At 60.5% G+C, this 18,470-nt stretch carries 18 protein-coding genes; 11 read left to right on the forward strand and 7 right to left on the reverse strand.

Translation table 11 applies throughout. The features are described from left to right. Positions 1–36: 36 nt before the first annotated feature. A complete protein-coding gene (locus RNA01_RS06995; RefSeq protein WP_147179251.1) occupies positions 37–2,100 on the reverse strand; it encodes a lytic transglycosylase domain-containing protein in 2,064 nt (687 codons plus the stop codon). Positions 2,101–2,321: 221 nt separating this feature from the next. Between RNA01_RS06995 and dapA the strand changes: the two genes are divergently transcribed. The 3 genes from dapA to RNA01_RS07010 all read left to right on the forward strand — a co-directional run bounded on the left by dapA (position 2,322) and on the right by RNA01_RS07010 (position 4,258). Continuing rightward, complete coding sequence (gene dapA, locus RNA01_RS07000) at positions 2,322–3,206, forward strand: 4-hydroxy-tetrahydrodipicolinate synthase (RefSeq protein ID WP_147179252.1); 885 nt, start codon at positions 2,322–2,324, stop codon at positions 3,204–3,206. Positions 3,207–3,359: 153 nt separating this feature from the next. Continuing rightward, positions 3,360–3,839: an SsrA-binding protein SmpB gene (smpB, locus tag RNA01_RS07005; protein ID WP_147179253.1), complete on the forward strand. Its 480-nt coding sequence runs from the start codon at positions 3,360–3,362 to the stop codon at positions 3,837–3,839. 2 nt (positions 3,840–3,841) lie between these two features. Beyond that, the gene (locus tag RNA01_RS07010; RefSeq protein WP_210245736.1) at positions 3,842–4,258 is read left to right on the forward strand and encodes a DUF3830 family protein; all 417 of its coding nucleotides are present in this window, start codon (positions 3,842–3,844) and stop codon (positions 4,256–4,258) included. Between the two features lie 79 nt (positions 4,259–4,337). Here RNA01_RS07010 and RNA01_RS07015 read toward each other — a convergent pair whose 3' ends face one another. Beyond that, positions 4,338–5,852, reverse strand: coding sequence for a globin-coupled sensor protein (locus RNA01_RS07015; protein WP_147179254.1), 1,515 nt, complete (start codon positions 5,850–5,852; stop codon positions 4,338–4,340). Positions 5,853–6,228: 376 nt separating this feature from the next. Further along, positions 6,229–6,810: a LabA-like NYN domain-containing protein gene (locus RNA01_RS07020; protein WP_147179255.1), complete on the reverse strand. Its 582-nt coding sequence runs from the start codon at positions 6,808–6,810 to the stop codon at positions 6,229–6,231. Positions 6,811–7,106: 296 nt separating this feature from the next. Here RNA01_RS07020 and rpoZ point away from each other — a divergent pair, with 296 nt between their 5' ends. From rpoZ to era, 7 genes are all read left to right on the forward strand, one after another. Continuing rightward, positions 7,107–7,502: a DNA-directed RNA polymerase subunit omega gene (gene rpoZ, locus RNA01_RS07025; protein WP_147179256.1), complete on the forward strand. Its 396-nt coding sequence runs from the start codon at positions 7,107–7,109 to the stop codon at positions 7,500–7,502. Positions 7,503–7,596: 94 nt separating this feature from the next. Then, positions 7,597–9,819: a RelA/SpoT family protein gene (locus RNA01_RS07030; RefSeq protein ID WP_147179257.1), complete on the forward strand. Its 2,223-nt coding sequence runs from the start codon at positions 7,597–7,599 to the stop codon at positions 9,817–9,819. Positions 9,820–10,051: 232 nt separating this feature from the next. Further along, entirely contained in the window at positions 10,052–10,204 is a 153-nt protein-coding gene (locus RNA01_RS07035) for a DUF3563 family protein (protein ID WP_147179258.1), read from the forward strand. Between the two features lie 220 nt (positions 10,205–10,424). Beyond that, entirely contained in the window at positions 10,425–10,829 is a 405-nt protein-coding gene (acpS, locus tag RNA01_RS07040; RefSeq protein ID WP_147179259.1) for a holo-ACP synthase, read from the forward strand. Between the two features lie 98 nt (positions 10,830–10,927). Beyond that, positions 10,928–11,665: a signal peptidase I gene (gene lepB / locus RNA01_RS07045; protein WP_147179260.1), complete on the forward strand. Its 738-nt coding sequence runs from the start codon at positions 10,928–10,930 to the stop codon at positions 11,663–11,665. Continuing rightward, positions 11,662–12,384 carry a ribonuclease III gene (rnc, locus tag RNA01_RS07050; RefSeq protein ID WP_147179261.1) on the forward strand — a complete coding sequence of 241 codons (723 nt, stop codon included), beginning with the start codon at positions 11,662–11,664 and terminating at the stop codon, positions 12,382–12,384. Before lepB ends, rnc begins: the two co-directional genes overlap by 4 nt. Positions 12,385–12,393: 9 nt before the next feature. Next, the gene (gene era, locus RNA01_RS07055; RefSeq protein ID WP_147179262.1) at positions 12,394–13,338 is read left to right on the forward strand and encodes a GTPase Era; all 945 of its coding nucleotides are present in this window, start codon (positions 12,394–12,396) and stop codon (positions 13,336–13,338) included. 6 nt (positions 13,339–13,344) lie between these two features. Here era and RNA01_RS07060 read toward each other — a convergent pair whose 3' ends face one another. Continuing rightward, on the reverse strand, positions 13,345–14,445 hold the full coding sequence (locus RNA01_RS07060) for an AbrB family transcriptional regulator (RefSeq protein WP_147179263.1): 1,101 nt from the start codon (positions 14,443–14,445) through the stop codon (positions 13,345–13,347). Between the two features lie 172 nt (positions 14,446–14,617). Here RNA01_RS07060 and recO point away from each other — a divergent pair, with 172 nt between their 5' ends. Next, positions 14,618–15,391, forward strand: coding sequence for a DNA repair protein RecO (gene recO / locus RNA01_RS07065; RefSeq protein WP_147179264.1), 774 nt, complete (start codon positions 14,618–14,620; stop codon positions 15,389–15,391). On the opposite strand, the gene RNA01_RS07070 is transcribed toward recO, so the two are convergent. The 3 genes from RNA01_RS07070 to RNA01_RS07080 form a co-directional block, all read right to left on the reverse strand. Then, complete coding sequence (locus RNA01_RS07070; RefSeq protein WP_147179265.1) at positions 15,319–15,570, reverse strand: hypothetical protein; 252 nt, start codon at positions 15,568–15,570, stop codon at positions 15,319–15,321. The genes recO and RNA01_RS07070 overlap by 73 nt on opposite strands. Before the next feature lie 387 nt (positions 15,571–15,957). After that, complete coding sequence (locus RNA01_RS07075; protein WP_147179266.1) at positions 15,958–17,178, reverse strand: MFS transporter; 1,221 nt, start codon at positions 17,176–17,178, stop codon at positions 15,958–15,960. Between the two features lie 168 nt (positions 17,179–17,346). Beyond that, entirely contained in the window at positions 17,347–18,354 is a 1,008-nt protein-coding gene (locus tag RNA01_RS07080; protein ID WP_147179267.1) for a flagellin N-terminal helical domain-containing protein, read from the reverse strand. Positions 18,355–18,470 lie beyond the last annotated feature (116 nt).

The following is an 18,470-nucleotide window of genomic DNA, read 5'->3' on the forward strand; positions in this document are numbered from 1 at the left end:
AAAGCTAGCCCAGTTCCCGCTCTGTCCAAAGAGGCTTCAACGACCGAAACGCAAATCGGCGACGATGTCGGTCTTCTGGCCGAGTCGACTCTTGTAGATTTGGTAGTTCTCCATGATCCGCTGGACGTAATTGCGGGTCTCGGGGAAGGGGATGCGCTCGATCCAGTCGACGACATCATCGATCGGCAGTCCTCGCGGGTCGCCGTAGCGGGAAATCCACTCGGGAACACGCTTCGGGCCGGCATTATAGGCGATGAAGGTCAGAACATAGGAGCCGCCGAAGGCGTCGATCTGCTCGCCAAGATAGTGCGCGCCCAGCGTAGCATTGTAAGCGGCATCGCGTGTGAGCTTTTCCGGTGCGAAGGCCAGTCCATGACGCTTGGCAACCGCTTTCGCCGTGCCCGGCATGAGTTGCAGCAGGCCACGGGCATCGGCCGGCGACACGGCCGCCGGATTGAAGGCGCTCTCCTGGCGGGCGATCGCATAGGCGAGTGCCTTGCCCGAGCCGGCGATATTGGCGGTTGCTGGTATCACACCGATCGGGAAGGCGAGGGCAGGCACGTCGATGCCCCGAGCAAAAGCGATCTTGCCGATCTGCAGCGAGAGGTGGTGGTCTCCGGATTTCTCCGCCTTGGCGGTCAGAAGGGCGAGTTCGCCCGGCCGGTCGAGTTGCTCGGCAAGCGCCCGATAGAGACTTTCGGCGCGCCAGCCGTGGCCCGCCGCCTCGAAACGCGCGATCGCCTGGACGGCTTCGCGGGCCGCGAAATTCTGGCGGTCCTCGTTGCTCGGCATCGGGTAGGGGATGTCGAGCCGGTCGTGCTTCAGACGCGCGGCGGCAAGCTGCCCATAGAAGGTGCTGGCGAAACGCGAGGCCTTGGTGAAATAGTCCTGCGCCTTGCCGTCACCGCTGACCTCCGAGGCGCGGCCGAGCCAGTACCAGGCGCGGGAGGCGGAAATCGGCTTGCTCGAGCTTTGCAGAATCTTGCGGAAATGGCCGGCGGCAAGCGCCGGATCGTTGAGTCCGCGCAACGCATACCAGCCTGCATGAAACTCGGCATCGGCCACATCGACGGACGAGGTGGCAAAATGACCGGCAGCTATCTTGTAGGCCGCCTGGAACTCGCCGCGGTCGGCGAGGCCCCGCGCGACAATTCGCTGCTCGTTCCACCATTCGCTGGTGTTGACCAGCTTTGCCGGATCGTTCGGCGCCTTGGCGATCAACTTTGCCGCTTCGTCAAACTTGTCCTGCCTGCGCAATTGTTCGATGCGGGCGAAGAGATAAGCAGGATCGGCTTGCCAGCTCGGATCGACAGCCTGAAGCAGTGCGGCTGCCTTTGACGATCTGGAGAGTACCGCGGACCAGGCGTTGTAGAGCGACTGCGCATTGCCCAGGTTTGAAAAGCGCTTCGCCTGCGTCATCCGGCCACGATAGAGGAGATAATCCATGCGGGCCTTGTGGTCGGCAGGCGTCAGCAGGCCGGCGAATTCATCGAGGATACGGTCTTCCATCGCCGTGTCGAGCACATCCCCGCGCCACAGTCCGCGCAGCAACCGTGCCGCCTGGCTCTTCTCGCCGGTGGCGACGAGCGCGCGCGCGAGGATGACCGTGCCTTCGGTGGTTTCGGGCGAGGTGGGACCGAAGGCGGCGATCACGTCGGCGGCCGGCGGGTTTTCACGATAGAGCGCGCGCTCGGAATTGGCGCGGAAAGCCTTGAGACCCGGCCAGCCCTTCAGTTCGCGTTGCGCGGCGGCGATTTCCGATGAGGGAATGTCCCGCATCCCTGAGACCGCGATCGACCAAGTCAGCATGTGCCGGTCAAGGCCGTCCGGCATACTGTCGCGGATGGCGAGCGCCTCGGCGGCTTTCTTGTCTGATAGCGCGTCGAGCCCCGCCTTGAGCGCTTGGCTTGCCGCGAGGATGGGGGCGGAGCGGGGAATACCTCCGGTCACCTCCGGCGAGGGGGCGGAGGCGCCGACCGAAGATAGGGCGGGCTTGGGTGAGGGTACGGGAACGGTGGCGGGCGCCGCGGCCTGGCCAGCGCTCGACAGCGCCACCAGCCCGAAACCAAAGGTGGATGCCAGAAGAAGGGTTTTCCTCATGTCGATTGCCCGCTGGAAAATGCGCATACCTCCATTAGCCATTCGCGAGATTAACGAAATCTTGCCGAAAGGGCAGAAATACCTCGAATGAAGGGACGCAAAACCGTCATAAAAGCCCGGTACCTCGGCTTGTCGCGCCCCTATGTCCCAAGTATTGTGCGCGCGTTGTAGCCAAGGAATACGGCCGAAGCATGGATGCCGGCCCTGAGGAGTTTTACTGCATGTTCCAGGGATCTATTCCCGCGCTCGTCACGCCCTTCACCGAAACCGGTGCGGTCGACGAGAAAGCCTTTGCCGCCCATGTGGAGTGGCAGATCGCCGAGGGCTCGAGCGGCCTGGTGCCGGTCGGCACCACCGGCGAATCGCCGACGCTCTCCCATGCGGAGCACAAACGGGTCATCGAACTGTGCATCGAGGTGGCGAAGAAGCGCGTGCCGGTGATCGCGGGTGCAGGATCCAACAATACCAAGGAAGCGATCGAACTTGCCGCTCATGCCGAAAGCGTTGGCGCCGATGCGCTCCTGATCGTCACACCCTATTATAACAAGCCGACGCAGAAGGGCCTCTTCGCCCATTTCGCCGCGGTTGCCGATGCGGTGAAACTGCCGATCTTCATCTACAATATCCCAGGCCGCTCCGTCGTCGACATGAGCCCGGAGACCATGGGCGCGCTTGCCAAGGCCCATAAGAACATCGTCGGCGTGAAGGATGCGACGGGCAAACTGGAGCGCGTTTCCGACCAGCGCATCACTTGCGGCAACGATTTCATCCAGCTTTCGGGAGAGGATGCCACCGCGCTCGGCTTCAACGCTCATGGCGGGGTCGGCTGCATTTCGGTGACGGCCAATGTCGCGCCGAAACTCTGTGCCGAACTCCAGGCGGCGACACTGGCCGGCGACTACAAGAAGGCGCTCGCATTTCAGGATCGCCTGATGCCGTTGCACAAGGCGATCTTCATGGAACCGGGCGTTTGCGGTGCGAAATATGCGCTGTCGCGCATCGGCCGTATGAACCGGGTGGTACGTCTGCCGCTTCTGTCGGCCCTCGAGCCGACAACGGAAGCTGCGATCGACGCGGCGCTGACGCACGCTGGCCTTCTCGGCTGAGGCTTTCTCGGCTTTGATACGAAGAGCGCCGGGCGGCATTCCGCCCGGCTTCTTTTTTTGCCGTGGCCACTATATTACATAGGGAAGACAAGAGCCGGACGGATGCCCGCCGCCCGGCCAACAACAAGCATTCCGGGCGGATCGGATCACACTATGGCACCCAGAGGCAGCCAGCGCACCGTCAACAAGATCGTCGCGGAAAACCGCAAGGCCCGCTTCAATTACGAGATCATCGACACCTACGAGGCCGGTATTCAACTGACTGGCACGGAGGTTAAGTCGCTGCGCGAGGGCAAGGCAAACATCGCCGAATCCTATGCCTCGGACGAGGGCGACGAGATCTGGCTGATCAACTCGCATCTGCCGGAATATCTCCAGGCCAACCGCTTCAACCATGAGCCCCGCCGCCGCCGCAAGCTGCTTCTGAACAAGCGTGAGATCAATCGCCTGCGCACAGCGATCAATCGCGAGGGTATGACGCTCGTGCCGCTCAAGATCTATTTCAACGAGAAGGGGCGGGCCAAGCTCGAACTGGCGCTGGCCAAGGGCAAGAAGCTGCACGACAAGCGCGAGACGGAGAAGGAGCGCGACTGGAACCGGCAGAAGTCGCGGCTCTTGAAAACGGGCGGTTGAGCATGGTGGAGTTGCTGAAGGTCAGCGTTGGTCCGTTTGTCTTCACCGCGCGGTTCGAGTTGGAAAAGGCGCCCGAGACCTGCCGGATCTTCAAGACGTTCCTGCCATTCACCAACCAGACGATCCATTCGCGCTGGAGCGGCGAGGCGGTCTGGGTGCCGCTCGGCGATTTCCAGTTCGGCGCCGGCTTTGAGAATCACACTTGCCATCCCTCGCGCGGCGACATCCTGCTTTATCCCGGTGGCCATAGCGAAACAGAGCTGCTGTTCGCCTATGGCAGCTCGTCCTTCGCCAGCAAGATGGGGTCGCTGGCGGGCAATCATTTCCTGACGGTGGTCGAGGGGCGAGAGCAGTTGGAAGAAATGGGCCGCAGGGTGTTGTGGCGTGGCGCCCAACCGATCCGTTTCGAAGCTCTTTGATGGACCGCGCCCTTGGGGCGCGGCCGTTTGACACTGAGAGGGACAGGCTCAGCCGGGGCTTCGCCTGCCGGCCTCAAGGCTATGCGGCGTAGCGCGGACGGTAGTCCTGCGACTGCCGCTGCATGGCGATTTCCTTTGATATGGTGAAGCGCGAGACGAGCTTCGTCAGGTCATGCGAGACCTCAAGCAACGCATGGGTCGAGGCGTTGGTTTCCTCCACCATGGCGGCATTCTGCTGGGTCATCTGGTCCATGCTATTGATTGCCGCGTTGATCTCGCTGATGCCAGCCGACTGCTCCTGCGAAGATGTGCTGATTGCGGCGATATGGCCGTTGATCGTATGCACCTGCTGGCCGATCGTGCTCAAAGCTTCGCCGGTCTTGTTCACAAGCGATACGCCGCGTGCGACATCCTGCGACGCGCGATCGATCAGCGTCTTGATCTCCTTGGCGGCCGCGGCAGAGCGCTGGGCAAGCTCACGCACTTCCTGGGCAACGACAGCAAAGCCACGCCCGCTTTCGCCGGCACGCGCCGCCTCAACGCCGGCATTGAGAGCCAGCAGATTGGTCTGGAAAGAGATCTCGTCGATCACGCTGATGATATGGGTGATCTTCTTGGAGGACGCTTCGATGTCGCCCATGGCTTCGACCGCCTGATCGACGACCTTGCCGGAGCGTACCGCTTCCTCAGCGGAGGCGATGATTGCCACGCGCGCTTCCTGGGTGCGCAATTCCGTCTGCTTGGACACCGTGGTGATCTGTTCGAGCGCGGCTGCTGTTTCTTCCAGTGCCGCCGCCTGCTGCTCCGTGCGCTTGGCCATCTCGTCTGTCGCGGAGGTCAGTTCCCGGGTGTTCGACGCGGTGCGCAAGGCTTCGGTGTAGATTTCCGAGAAGGCGGAGCCGAGAGCATTGACCGCCGAGTTGAAATTGTTGCGCAGACTGTCGAACTTGGGCGCAAGTTCCTTGTCGATTGTCGCCGTCAGGTCGCCAGTGCAGAGCCGGTCGAGGGCCTGACCGAGAGCCCCCAGCGCCACTTCCTGCTCATGCTCCAACTGTTGACGTTCCTCCTCCGCGCGAGAACGCTGTTCGGCCAGAGCATCGAGATAGACCGAAATCGAATAGTCCATGTCCAGCATGGCGGCCTTGACGATCGTCGTGAGGTTCTCCGCGAGCCGTTTTGCCTTGCGCCCCTGCATGAAGCCGCGCAGCTCGTCGGTGATCACGTCCTCCATGATCCCCTCGAGCACCAGCGCGTAACCGCCTATATACCAGCGGGGCTCGAGGCCGAGGCGCGCATGGGTGCGGCCGATGGCGGAGACGGCCTCCACATAGTGATTGTCCAGCTTGCCGGAGCTGATCAGCGACCAGTGAGCCTCCTGCTTCTGCTTGGCATGGGCGATATGCGCATCGCTGGCGAAGAAGCGCGCCGTCTCCGGATGCGACTTGGTCCGCGCATAGAATTTGTCGAGTGAGGGGCCTATGGCGGTTTTGATGAGAGGCTGAAGGCTGGCAAGGCGCTCACGCTGTTCGGTATCGAGGCCAAGGAAATGCAGGCGTTCGTTGAGCTGGGAGGCGGAGCGGTAAAGGTCGGTCATTGCAATAGCCCATAAAATTTAGGGGGGAGGCGGAGCGGTCGTGCAGATAGCCCGCGCCCGGACGAGAGTAAATCGCCGCCGGAGCGCCGATGGCTGACGCGATTAACGGAGCATGAAGTATTAGACGTAAATTGATGAAGGGAATGATAATGATCAAATATACGGCCGTGCGACCTTATAGCTGTCGCTGAGCCGGCAAGGAAAACCGTGCTGCCACGGCCTGCGGCAATGGCGTTTTGTTGCCGGGGAAGTGAACTACCGCAACGTTTCCCAATTGTTGCGTTTTTCCGGCACCGTCTTTCACTGTCTTGAGGCCCCGGATGTGGGCACTGTCAAATGCGGGGCATCGGCGCTCTTTGTGGGGCGCTTCGCGCAATCAGCCGTCCGTGTCGCCGGAGGGCGCTGGCTCAACCTGGCGCACGGGACGCTCGCTCGGATCGCGGCCGATTTCGGCCTTGAGTGAGATCAGGTCGATGAAGTGATCCGACTGTCGGCGCAGGTCGTCGGCGATCATCGGCGGTTGCGTCGCCATGGTGGAGACGACGGACACCTTGCGGCCCTTGCGCTGCAGCGCCTCGACCAGAGTGGTGAAGTCGCCATCGCCCGAGAAGATGACCAGGTGGTCGACTGTCTCCGATTGTTCCATGGCATCGATGGCAAGTTCGATGTCCATATTCCCCTTGACCTTGCGGCGCCCCATCGAGTCGGTAAACTCTTTGGCCGGCTTGGTGATGACCTTATAGCCATTATAGTCGAGCCAATCGATCAGAGGGCGGATCGAGGAGTACTCCTGATCCTCGATCAATGCCGTGTAATAGTAGGCGCGCAGCAGGTAGCCGCGTTTCTGGAATGCCTTGAGTAGTTTGCGATAGTCGATGTCGAAACCGAGGCTCTTGGACGCCGCGTAGAGGTTCGCACCGTCGATGAAGAGCGCGATCTTTTCTCGGGGGTCAAACATCGTGAGAATATCCTTTTGTTACAAAAGTAATTAGTGATAAAAGGCAATCAAATCAAAACCTTGCCTTTTTACTCATGAATATGTCACTTAAATTATGAAATATTCATATAAGTTTTATCTAGGACAGGGAAGTTGATATTCCAAGCACGCATAGGTTGAATATTGTGCCTTTTGAATGTGTTTTGGCTGGTTATGGTCGCGAACGCCGGCCTTAAACGACGAAAAACTTGAATTTGCCTTCCATTGATTGTATCGGGCTGCTAAATCCTTAAATTCCCGAGCGCAAAGGACAGGCAATGGCCCGTGTCACCGTTGAAGACTGCATCGACAAAGTAGATAACCGTTTCGAGCTTGTTCTGCTTGCAAGCCATCGCGCCCGCCAGATCTCGCAGGGCGCTGCGATCACCGTCGATCGCGACAAGGACAAGAACCCGGTTGTCGCGTTGCGCGAAATTGCCGACGAGACGTTGTCGCCCGGCGATCTCAAGGAAGACCTCATCCATTCTCTGCAGAAGCATGTCGAAGTCGACGAGCCGGAACAGGATGCCGGCGCGCTGATCGGCGCTGCTGCCGCCAAGAGCGAAGACGAGGACGAACTGCCGGAAACCGTAAGCTTCGATCAGATGTCGGAAGAGGATCTTCTGGCCGGTATCGAAGGACTCGTGCCGCCGGAAAAGAGCGACGATTACTAATCGTCAAGCAATCGGGCTTTAAAGTCTCGGAAATCAGATCTCGTGCGCCAATCCCTGTCGATTGGCGCGCTTTTCGTTTATGGAGCGCCTTGGCATGATGCGGCAATACGAGCTCGTGGAGCGGGTTCAGAAATACAAGCCCGATGCCAATGAAGCTCTGCTCAACAAAGCCTATGTCTATGCCATGCAGAAGCATGGCAAGCAGACACGCGCCAGCGGCGATCCCTATATCTCGCATCCGCTCGAAGTCGCCGCCATCCTGACGGAGATGCATCTCGACGAGTCGACGATCGCCGTCGCCCTGCTGCACGATACGATCGAGGATACAACGGCGACACGCCAGGAGATCGACGAACTGTTCGGCGAGGATATCGGCCGTCTCGTCGAAGGCCTGACCAAGCTGAAGAAGCTCGATCTCGTCACGAAAAAGGCCAAACAAGCGGAGAACCTGCGGAAGTTGCTGCTGGCGATCTCCGATGATGTGCGCGTCCTGCTGGTCAAGCTCGCCGACCGTTTGCACAACATGCGCACCCTCGAACACATGCGCGACGACAAGCGTGCGCGCATTTCCGAGGAGACGATGGAAATCTATGCGCCGCTCGCTGGCCGCATGGGTATGCAGGACATGCGCGATGAGTTGGAGGACCTGTCCTTCCGCTACATTAATCCGGAAGCCTATGAGACGGTTACCCAGCGTCTCGCCGAATTGTCCCAGCGCAATGAAGGCCTGATCAAGAAGATTGAGGACGAACTGCACGAACTGCTGGTCGCCAACGGATTGCTCAATGCCTCGGTCAAGGGACGTCAGAAGCGTCCCTATTCTGTTTTCCGCAAGATGCAGTCGAAGTCCCTGTCCTTCGAACAGCTCTCCGACGTCTACGGTTTCCGCATCATCGTCGACGACATTCCGGCCTGCTATCGCGCGCTCGGCATCGTCCACACCCGCTGGCGCGTCGTGCCAGGCCGGTTCAAGGACTATATCTCGACGCCGAAGCAGAACGACTATCGCTCGATTCACACCACGATCGTCGGCCCGTCGCGCCAGCGCATCGAGTTGCAGATCCGTACCAAGCGTATGCATGAGATCGCCGAATACGGCATCGCCGCCCACGCCCTCTACAAGGACGGCGAGGGTGGTGGCGATGGCGAACTGCTGTCACGCGAGAGCAATGCCTATTCGTGGCTGCGGCACACCATCGAGGCGCTCGCCGAAGGGGACAACCCCGAAGAATTTCTCGAGCACACCAAGCTCGAACTGTTCCAGGATCAGGTTTTCTGTTTCACTCCGAAGGGCAAGCTGATCGCCCTGCCTCGCGGGGCGACGCCGATCGACTTTGCCTATGCGGTCCACACCAATATCGGCGACACCACGGTTGGCGCCAAGATCAACGGCTCGATCATGCCGCTCGTCACCCGCCTGTCGAACGGCGACGAGGTGGAGATTATCCGCTCTGGCGTGCAGGTGCCGCCGGCGGCCTGGGAGGAGATCGTCGTCACCGGCAAGGCGCGCGCCGCCATCCGTCGGGCGACCCGCATGGCGATCCGCAAGCAATATGCCGGGCTCGGCCATCGCATTCTCGAGCGTACCTTCGAGCGGGCCGGCAAGATTTTTTCGCGCGACGGTCTGCGCCCGGTTCTGCACCGTCTGGGCCAGCGCGACGTCGAGGATGCGATAGCGGCCGTCGGTCGTGGTGAGCTGTCGTCGATCGACGTGTTGCGCGCGGTTTTTCCCGACTACCAGGATGAGCGCGTGACTGTGAAGCCTTCGACGGATGAAGGCTGGTTCGCGATGAACAGCGCCAACGGCATGGTCTTCAAGATCCCGGGCAAGGCTGGACAAAATTTGGCAGACGCGGGTGAGGACGGCGACCGTTTGCCGATCCGCGGGCTGAGCAGCAATGCTGAAGTGCATTTCTCACCGGCCGGCGCGGTTCCCGGCGATCGCATCGTCGGCATCATGGAGCGTGGCAAGGGTATCACCATCTACCCGATCCAGGCCTCCGCTCTGCAGAAGTTCGACGATGAGCCGGAACGTTGGATCGACGTTCGTTGGGATCTCGACGAGGCGAACAAGTCTCGTTTCATGGCGCGTATCCAGATCAATGCGATCAACGAACCCGGCACGTTGGCGACGGTCGCTCAGACGGTGGCTCGGCTCGACATTAACATCCGCACGCTGTCGATGGTTGGCGTCGCGACCGACTTCACTGAAATGGAGATCGACGTCGAGGTCTGGGACCTGCGCCAGCTCAACCAGTTGCTCGTGGAGTTGAAGGGCCTGGACTGCATTTCGACGGTCGCGCGCGTCTACGACTGAGGCCCTGAAGCGAATGGCCGTGCAGCTCGCCGGATCTTTATGGGCCTGCGAGTCATCGCCGGCGGGGAGGGGGTGCCTTCGCGTGGCCGTATGCGTAAACGCGAAATCCGGAACGTTAAACCTTTCTTAGCCGGTCATGCGTCAGCCGCATGTCAGGAAACCGCTTTGCGGACTGGTGCATTGTGCGCCGCACAATTACATGGGGCTAACATAAGAGAAAAAGGATAGAGAAATGTTCAAGCCCCTTCGCAAGATTGCCCATGCCCTTCGTATCCCGACGTCCACCGAACGCGAAATGGCCTATCTCAACGGCGCCCACGACATGGTCGACCTGGAGTTTCGCCAGCGCGAGATTGAACGCGGTCTTTTTCGCAACCGCTTCTGAACGTCTCTAACACATCTTTCGCGGCGCGCAGATACATGCGCGCCTTCGCGCTGTTGCGCGGCCAGACGAATTTCGTCGGCTCCGACTTGTCGAAACGAGGTGGCATCCACTACATGTGGCCTATGCTGTCCCTTGTTTCCCGGGCGAATGCCCATTCCGCCATTTCATTGCGCCAGTGCCTGGTTTCATTTCCGGGCGCAGCCTGGCTGGATGCCTGCCCATGATCATCGGCATTGGTAGCGACCTCATCGACATTCGCCGCATAGAGCACTCGCTCGAACGTTTCGGGGAGCGGTTTACCCAACGCTGTTTCACGGACATCGAACAGCGCAAGTCCGACGGACGCAAGAACCGCGCCGAATCCTATGCCAAGCGCTTCGCGGCCAAGGAGGCGATGTCCAAGGCGCTTGGAACCGGGATGGCCGAAGGGGTGTTCTGGAAGGATCTGGGCGTGGTCAATACGCCGAGCGGCAAGCCGACTATGGCGTTGACCGGTGGGGCCGCCGAGATCCTGAAGAGAATGATGCCGCCTGGCCACGATCCGGTCGTCCATCTCACCATCACCGACGACTATCCGCTTGCACAGGCCTTCGTCATCATCGAGGCCCGCCCGGCGACCGGCTGACCACCCGCGACATCGGGTATTTTCCGCGCCTCGGCCGTTGCCGCAGCGACGCGAACCGACTAGACAAGGCAGGATTTGCCAGAAAAGGAATTGACAGCGTGGAAGCTGAAAAGAAGCAGAGTGCCCTTTGGGAGAACATCAAGGTCATCATCCAGGCGCTGCTCCTGGCTATGGTGATCCGCACGGTCCTGTTCCAGCCCTTCACCATTCCCTCGGGTTCGATGATGCCGACGCTGCTGGTCGGCGACTACATCTTTGTCAACAAATTCTCCTACGGCTATTCGAAATACTCGCTGCCCTTCTCGCCGGATCTGTTCGAGGGCCGTATCTTCGCCAGCGAGCCGAAGCGCGGCGACATCGTCGTCTTCCGTTTCCCGCCGAATCCGAAGATCGACTACATCAAGCGCCTCGTCGGCCTGCCGGGTGACCGCATCCAGGTGATCGACGGCATCCTCAACATCAACGGCAAGCCGGTACCACGTGCCGAGGACGGCCGCTTCACGTCCGATTACAGCCTTGACCCGGGCACTGACGTTCCGATTTTCCGCGAAACGATGGACAATGGTGTCAGCTACGACACCCTCGACCAATCGCCCAACAGCCGTGGCGACAACACGCGGGAATTCATCGTGCCGGAAGGCCACTACTTCATGATGGGTGACAACCGCGACAATTCGCTCGACAGCCGTTTCGACGTCGGTTTCGTGCCGGCTGAAAACCTCATCGGCCGCGCCTCCATGATCTTCTTCTCGCTTGGCAACGACACCTCGTTCCGCGAGGTATGGAAGTGGCCGTCGAACATGCGCTGGGATCGCCTGTTCAAGGTGGTGGAATGAGAAAACCGAAGGGTCTTAGCGAGGAGGACCGGACGCGGATAGAAACCGCGATCGGTCATGCCTTTGCCGAGAAGCAGAGGCTCGATCGGGCGCTGACCCATTCGAGCGCGACGCCGTCGTCCAAGGGCGGCGACTATGAGCGTCTGGAGTTTCTCGGCGACCGGGTGCTCGGCCTGTGTGTCGCCGAGTTGCTGTTCAAGACGTTCCGCAACGCGACTGAAGGCGAGCTTTCCGTCCGTTTCAACCAGTTGGTGAGCGCCGAGGCCTGTGCCGCGATCGCCGACGAGTTGGAATTGCATCGCTTCATCCGCACCGGTTCCGACGTCAAGAAGCTGACCGGCAAGGCCATGCTCAATGTCCGGGCCGATGTGGTCGAAAGTCTCATCGCGGCGATCTATCTCGACGCAGGGCTGGAGGCCGCCCGCGGCTTTGTTCTGCGCTTCTGGGAGCAAAAGGCGAGCCGGGCCGATGGTGCGCGCCGCGATGCCAAGACCGAATTGCAGGAATGGGCGCATGCGAAATTCGCCACCACGCCCGTCTACCGGATTGCCGAACGCTCCGGACCGGATCATGATCCCCTTTTCACGGTGATCGTCGAAATATCCGGCGTTGCCCCTGAAAGTGGGACGGATCGCTCCAAGCGCGCCGCTGAGCAGGTCGCCGCCACGAAAATACTCGAACGCGAAGGCGTCTGGACGAAGTCCGCGGACGCAGGCTGATTGGAAACCATGACCGAAACCGAAAACCCCTCCGTCGAAGGCGCAGCCGTTGACGACAAGCCCACGCATTCCGGCTTTGTGGCCCTGATCGGCGCGACCAATGCCGGCAAGTCGACGCTGTTGAACCGGCTCGTCGGCGCCAAGGTGTCGATCGTCAGCCACAAGGTTCAGACGACCCGCGCGATCGTGCGCGGTATCGCGATTCATGACAATGCGCAGATCGTCTTCATGGATACGCCCGGCATATTCAAGCCCCGTCGCCGGCTCGACCGTGCGATGGTGACATCGGCCTGGGGCGGCGCCAAGGATGCCGACCTGATCCTCTTGTTGATCGACAGCGAGCGCGGGTTGCGCGGCGATGCGGAAGCCATCCTGGAAGGCCTCAAGGATGTGCACCAGCCGAAGATCCTGGTGCTCAACAAGATCGACCGCGTCAGGCACGAGGACCTGCTGAAACTCGCCGCCAAGGCCAACGAGACGATCGCCTTCGAGCGCACCTTCATGGTGTCGGCGACGACCGGCTCCGGTTGCGACGATCTGATGGATTTCCTTGCCAAGCGCCTGCCGGAAGGCCCCTGGTACTATCCGGAAGACCAGATTTCCGATCTTCCGATGCGCCAGCTCGCCGCCGAAATCACCCGCGAGAAACTGTTCCTGCGTCTGCATCAGGAGCTTCCCTATGCCTCGCATGTCGAGACGGAGAAGTGGGAGGAGCGCAAGGACGGTTCGGTCCGGATCGAGCAGGTCATCTATGTCGAGCGCGACAGTCAGAAGAAGATCGTGCTCGGCAAGGGCGGTGATGCGATCAAGTCGATTTCGACCGCGTCACGTAAGGAATTGTCCGAAATCCTCGAGCAGCCGGTGCATCTCTTCCTGTTCGTCAAGGTGCGCGAGAACTGGGGCGACGATCCGGAACGCTTCCGTGAGATGGGGCTCGAATTCCCCAGGAACTGAGGGCCTTCAACCCTCTATGCGGCGGGCGACGAATTTCGAGATCGGCCCGCCGAGCAGCAGCACCAGAAAAAGCCGGACCGTCTGCAAGGCCATGACGAAGGATATATCGACCGGCGTCGAGGCGGCGATGATGGCGACCGAGTCCAGTCCGCCCGGACTTGTCGCCAGATAAGCGGTCAGCGGGTCTATGCCGAACTCAAAGGTCAGCAGTGCCGCGAGACCGCCACAGAAGACGATCAGCACGACGATCGAGGCAAGAATCTGCGGCAGCGCATGGGCCGCGTGGCGCAGGATCCGGCGGGTGAAGCCCAAGCCGATCTTCCAGCCGAGTGTGCCATAGCCGATAGCGAGTAGCCAGGGTGGTAGGTCGATGGTGATCCAGCCCGCCGCATGCAGCGCGGCGGTAGCGATCAGCGGCAGGAGCATGGTGCCGGCCGGGATCTTCAGCCGTGCGCCGACTGCACTGGCAGCGAAGGAGACGGCCAGTGTCTTTGCCAGCGCGATCCAGTCCACGGGCGGAAACCAGATGATCTCCTCAGCGGCACCACCGCGCGCCTGGAACATCAAGGCCGCGACCAGCGAGGCGGCAGAGGCGACGCACACGACCCGCATATACTGCATGAAAGCGACCAGCCGAACATCGCCTCCGTGGGCCTCTGCCATCAGCATCATCGCCGAAGCCGCCCCCGCCGACGTGCCCCATACCGCCGTCGTGCCCGGCAGCGTACCACTGCGCGCCATGAGATAGCCCATGACGCTGCTGGCGCCGATGACAGCAAGCACGATCGCTAGAAACACTGGCCAGTCGGCGGCGAAGGCGTCGATGATCTTCGGGTCGAGCGAGCGGGCGATGACGCAGCCTATGAGCGAATGGGCGGCAATATATGGAATCCGGTGTACCGAAAGCCGGGCGCCTTGCGTGGCCATGACAATGGCCGCGACCATTGGGCCGAGCAGAAGTGAGCCCGGTAGGTGAATGCGCTGAAGCAGGGCGGAAAAGAGAACCGAGACGAAGAGAAGGACGGTCCAGCGCAGCGAAACCGGCAATTGTGTCAGCAATCCCGGATCGGGCTGATGGTCGGCAGGTCCGGCTGGTGATGGCTGCATTGCGGAAGGCCTGATGCTGGGCGGGCGCGGAACAGATAGTGCGCTGAACTATACCGATTCGTTGCGCAGTCGTGCGAAAACTTGGCGAAGATCAGTTCAGGGCTCATTTATGGCGAGGAACCCATGCCCATACCGTCTGTCCGCGCCCTGACAAATCGGCTAGAACAGCACCATGCAATGGACGGATGAAGCGATATTCCTCGGCGCGCGGCGCCACGGCGAGACAAGTGTCATCGCCGAGGTGATGACGCGCGCCCGTGGACGTCACCTCGGAATGGTGAGGGGTGGACGCTCACGAAGCCAGCAGCCGGTCTTGCAGCCGGGCAATCGCCTGGAGGTGACCTGGCGGGCGAGACTGGAGGATCATCTGGGCGAGTTCCGCGTCGAACCGATTACCCAGAGGGCCGCGCGGCTGATGGAGCGCGCAACAGCTGTCTATGGCGTTCAGGCGCTCGCAGCGCTTCTCAGGCTTTTGCCGGAGCGTGAGCCACACCCGCATCTGTTCGAGGCGCTCGACGTCATCCTTGATCATCTGGACGAGCCGGCGACCGCGGGCGAACTGTTCATCCGTTTCGAACTTGCTGTGCTCGACGATCTGGGGTTCGGCCTGGATCTGGAGCGGTGCGCAGCGACCGGAGGGCAGGAGGAACTGGCCTTCGTCTCACCGAAGACCGGAAGGGCCGTCTGCCGGGAGGCGGGTCTCCCCTGGGCCGATCGTATGCTTGCTTTGCCGGGGTTCCTCAATGCGGGTGCCAAGACGGCAGCGGACAGTGAGAGCCTCGCGGCGGCCTTTCGGCTGACAGGATTTTTTCTCAACCGTCACGTCTACGAGCCGCGCGGGCTCGAAGCCGGCGCGGCTCGGGAAGGCTTTTGTCAGGCGGCGCTGAAGACCTTGCGCGCGGCAGATGCCGCGCCGCCATTGGCGGCAACTCGGAACATATCCTGATCGTCCCCTGTTTCCTGGATGTGCTGGTGAATGGCGTTCTGAAGTTCTCCGATATTGAGATAGCTGCCGCCGTCCAGTGCGATGACCGGATATTTGACTGCGATGAACTTCAGCCGATCACCGTCAGGAATGGTGATCCCGACCGGAATTCCGGCGTATTCGATAACTTGCTTTTCCATAACGTTTCCCCGCCCACGCGGTAGCGCAGACATAACATATTGCGTCGATTGTAGAATTCAGAGCTTGCGCAGCGTCACATTCGACAGAAGCGTCGCGCGGGCTTGCACGTCGCCACACCGAGCGAGGATTCCTGCCAGGAGCGGGCGGCATGATGGAAAAGTACACGCATTTCGCTAACCTCCTTATCGGCAAGGGTCTCATCATCGAGACCCGGTTTCTCCCGGTTCGCACCGGTTGCAACAAAGTAGGTTTGCCTGTCTGCGACGTCAACCAGCCTTGAGCGAAAAATAAAATAATATTCTGTGAAGGTTTTAATACGGGTGCATTGCGGCAAAAAATGATCGAAGCTGTGGCGATCGTTGAAAAATGAACCCAGAGGCGGCGGCTTAAGCCGCCGCCGGAATCGCACGTTCCACGGGTTTTTCGCGGATCGGCCAGTGGACCAGGGCGGCAAATAGGCCGAGCGCCACGCCGAACCACCAGACGCTGTCGTAGGAGCCGAGCCGGTCATAAAGGTAGCCGCCCATCCACACTCCGAGGAAGGAGCCTATCTGGTGCGACAGGAACACTAGGCCGCCGAGCAAGCCGAGGTGGCGGGTGCCGAACATGATGGCGACCAGCGCATTGGTTGGCGGGACGGTCGAGAGCCAGAGCAGGCCCATGACGGAGGCGAAGATTACAACCGAAAGCGGCGTCTGTGGCAGAAGCAGGAAGGCTGTGACGGCGATCGAGCGGGCGATGTAGATGAGTGCCAGGAAATAAGGCTTAGAATAGCGCTGCCCGATCACGCCGGCGGCGAGTGAGCCGATGATATTGAAGAAGCCGATCAGCGCCATGGCGATCACCGCATAGCGTGCCTCGATGCCGACGTCGCCGAGATAGGCTGGAAAGTGCGCGGTGATGAAGGCGACCTGGAAGCCGCAGACGAAGAAGCCGGTGGTCAGAAGCAGATAGCTCTTGTGGCCCAGTGCCTCCTTCAAGGCCTCGCCGACCGATTGTTTGAACTGGTTTTGCGACTGGTTGCCGGAATTGGCGTTGCCACGCAGCGGGAAGGCCAGCAGGGGCACGATCAGCATCATGACCGACATGTAAACCAGACTGTCGGACCAGCCGAGATTGCTGATCAGAGCCTGGCTGAGTGGCGCGAAGATGAACATGCCGGCGGAGCCGGCCGCCGTGCCGATGCCGAAGGCCATCGAACGCTGCTCCGGGCTCACATGCCGCGCGAAGGCTGACAGGATGACACTGAAGGAACCGGCGCCGATGGCCGTGCCGACGAGCACACCGCCGCCGATATGCAGCCAGATCGGCGCATCCGCATGGGCCATGAGGATCAGCCCGGCGGCGTAGAGCAGGCCTGACGCGACCAATACGCGGCCGGTACCGTATTTGTCGGCGAGGGCGCCGAAGAAGGGCTGGCTCAGGCCCCAGCAGAGGTTCTGCAGCGCCATGGCGAGGCCGAAGGTCGATCGATCCCAACCAGTGTCGGCGAGCATGGGCAGTTGGAAGAAGCCCATGGCCGAGCGCGGGCCGAAGGTCAGCATCGCGATCAGCGAACCGCTGATGATGATCAGCCAGGGCATGGGGTTGCGGGCAGTCGTGGCCATGAATCGTCTCCTTTGGGGAGGAGTGACGATAGAGTGCAGGCAGGATCGCGAAAAGTGCCTTTTCGTGAAGCTTCGATAAGGGGATTTGATCGAAATCACGGTTCATGACAGAAAAACTGAAAAGGCCGGAGATAAGCCGGCCTTTATTGTCGTTCGGGCGCTGAAGCCTTAGCGGAACAGAGAGAGGATGTTTTCCGAATTCGAATTGGCGATCGACAGCGACTGGATGCCGAGCTGCTGTTGCGTCTGCAGCGCCTTGAGCCTGGTCGATTCCTCGTTCATGTCGGCATCGACGAGGCGACCGATGCCTGTCTCGATGGTGTCGCTGAGATCGGAGACATACTCGTTTTGCGACGTCAGGCGCGCATTCAGCGCACCGAGGTCGGCGCTGACATCTGTCATATCCTGCAGCATGGCATCCACGACAGAGATCATTTCCTCCACTTCGCTGCTTGTCGTGGCCGAGGATAGCGAAATTTCAGTATCGCCTCCCATATAGGCATAGCCGCCGGACGATGCGCCCTGCGACTGGATCAGGACCCAGCCTGTCGTATAGCCGAGGCCAGAGGAATAGGTGTCCGACGTCAATACACCAAACTCGCCCATCGTGCCGTCGGAATTGTCGATCAACGCATTGCTGCGGGGGAATGTCGAGGTATCGATGTTGTCGTAGGTGATGGTGTCGACGGACACAGTTCCATCCGCGTGTCGGGTAAAGGAACCGACGAGCTCGGTGTCAGGCAACGACCACGGATTTTGATCATTGTCCCACTTCAGCCAGTTCTGCCCGCTGAAGTTTGAGGACTCCACGATCGAGGTGATCTGGCTTTTCAACTCCGTTATTTCGGAATTGATCTTTTCTTTGTCGACGCCGGGCTCGCGCGCGGCGACCAGCTTTGCCTTGATCTCGTCAACGACATCAATCGCCGCCTCCATGCCGGTATAGGCTGTGTCGACCTTGGCTGCTCCGAGTGACAGTGCGTCCTGCACGGCGGAGAGTGCTTTGTTGTCGGAGCGCATGGTGGTGGCGATCGACCAGTAGGCGGCATTGTCGGCTGCCGTTTCCACCCGGTAACCGCTTGATACCCGCGACTGCGTCGTGTCGAGCTGGCTGTTGATCGAGCGCAAGGTATCGAGCGCCGCGATGGCTGCGCCGTTGGTTTGAATACTGACCATGGAATACTCGAATTGAGCTGAAAAATCATCGCGCCCGGGCATGCCCGCCGCCTTTCATGGCAGTATCTGCGCAACGATAAAAATGTTCGAATATTCTGAAGTTTCCTTTAATACCC

Source organism: Paenirhizobium naphthalenivorans (genome assembly GCF_007992095.1).
Taxonomy (GTDB): domain Bacteria; phylum Pseudomonadota; class Alphaproteobacteria; order Rhizobiales; family Rhizobiaceae; genus Allorhizobium; species Allorhizobium naphthalenivorans.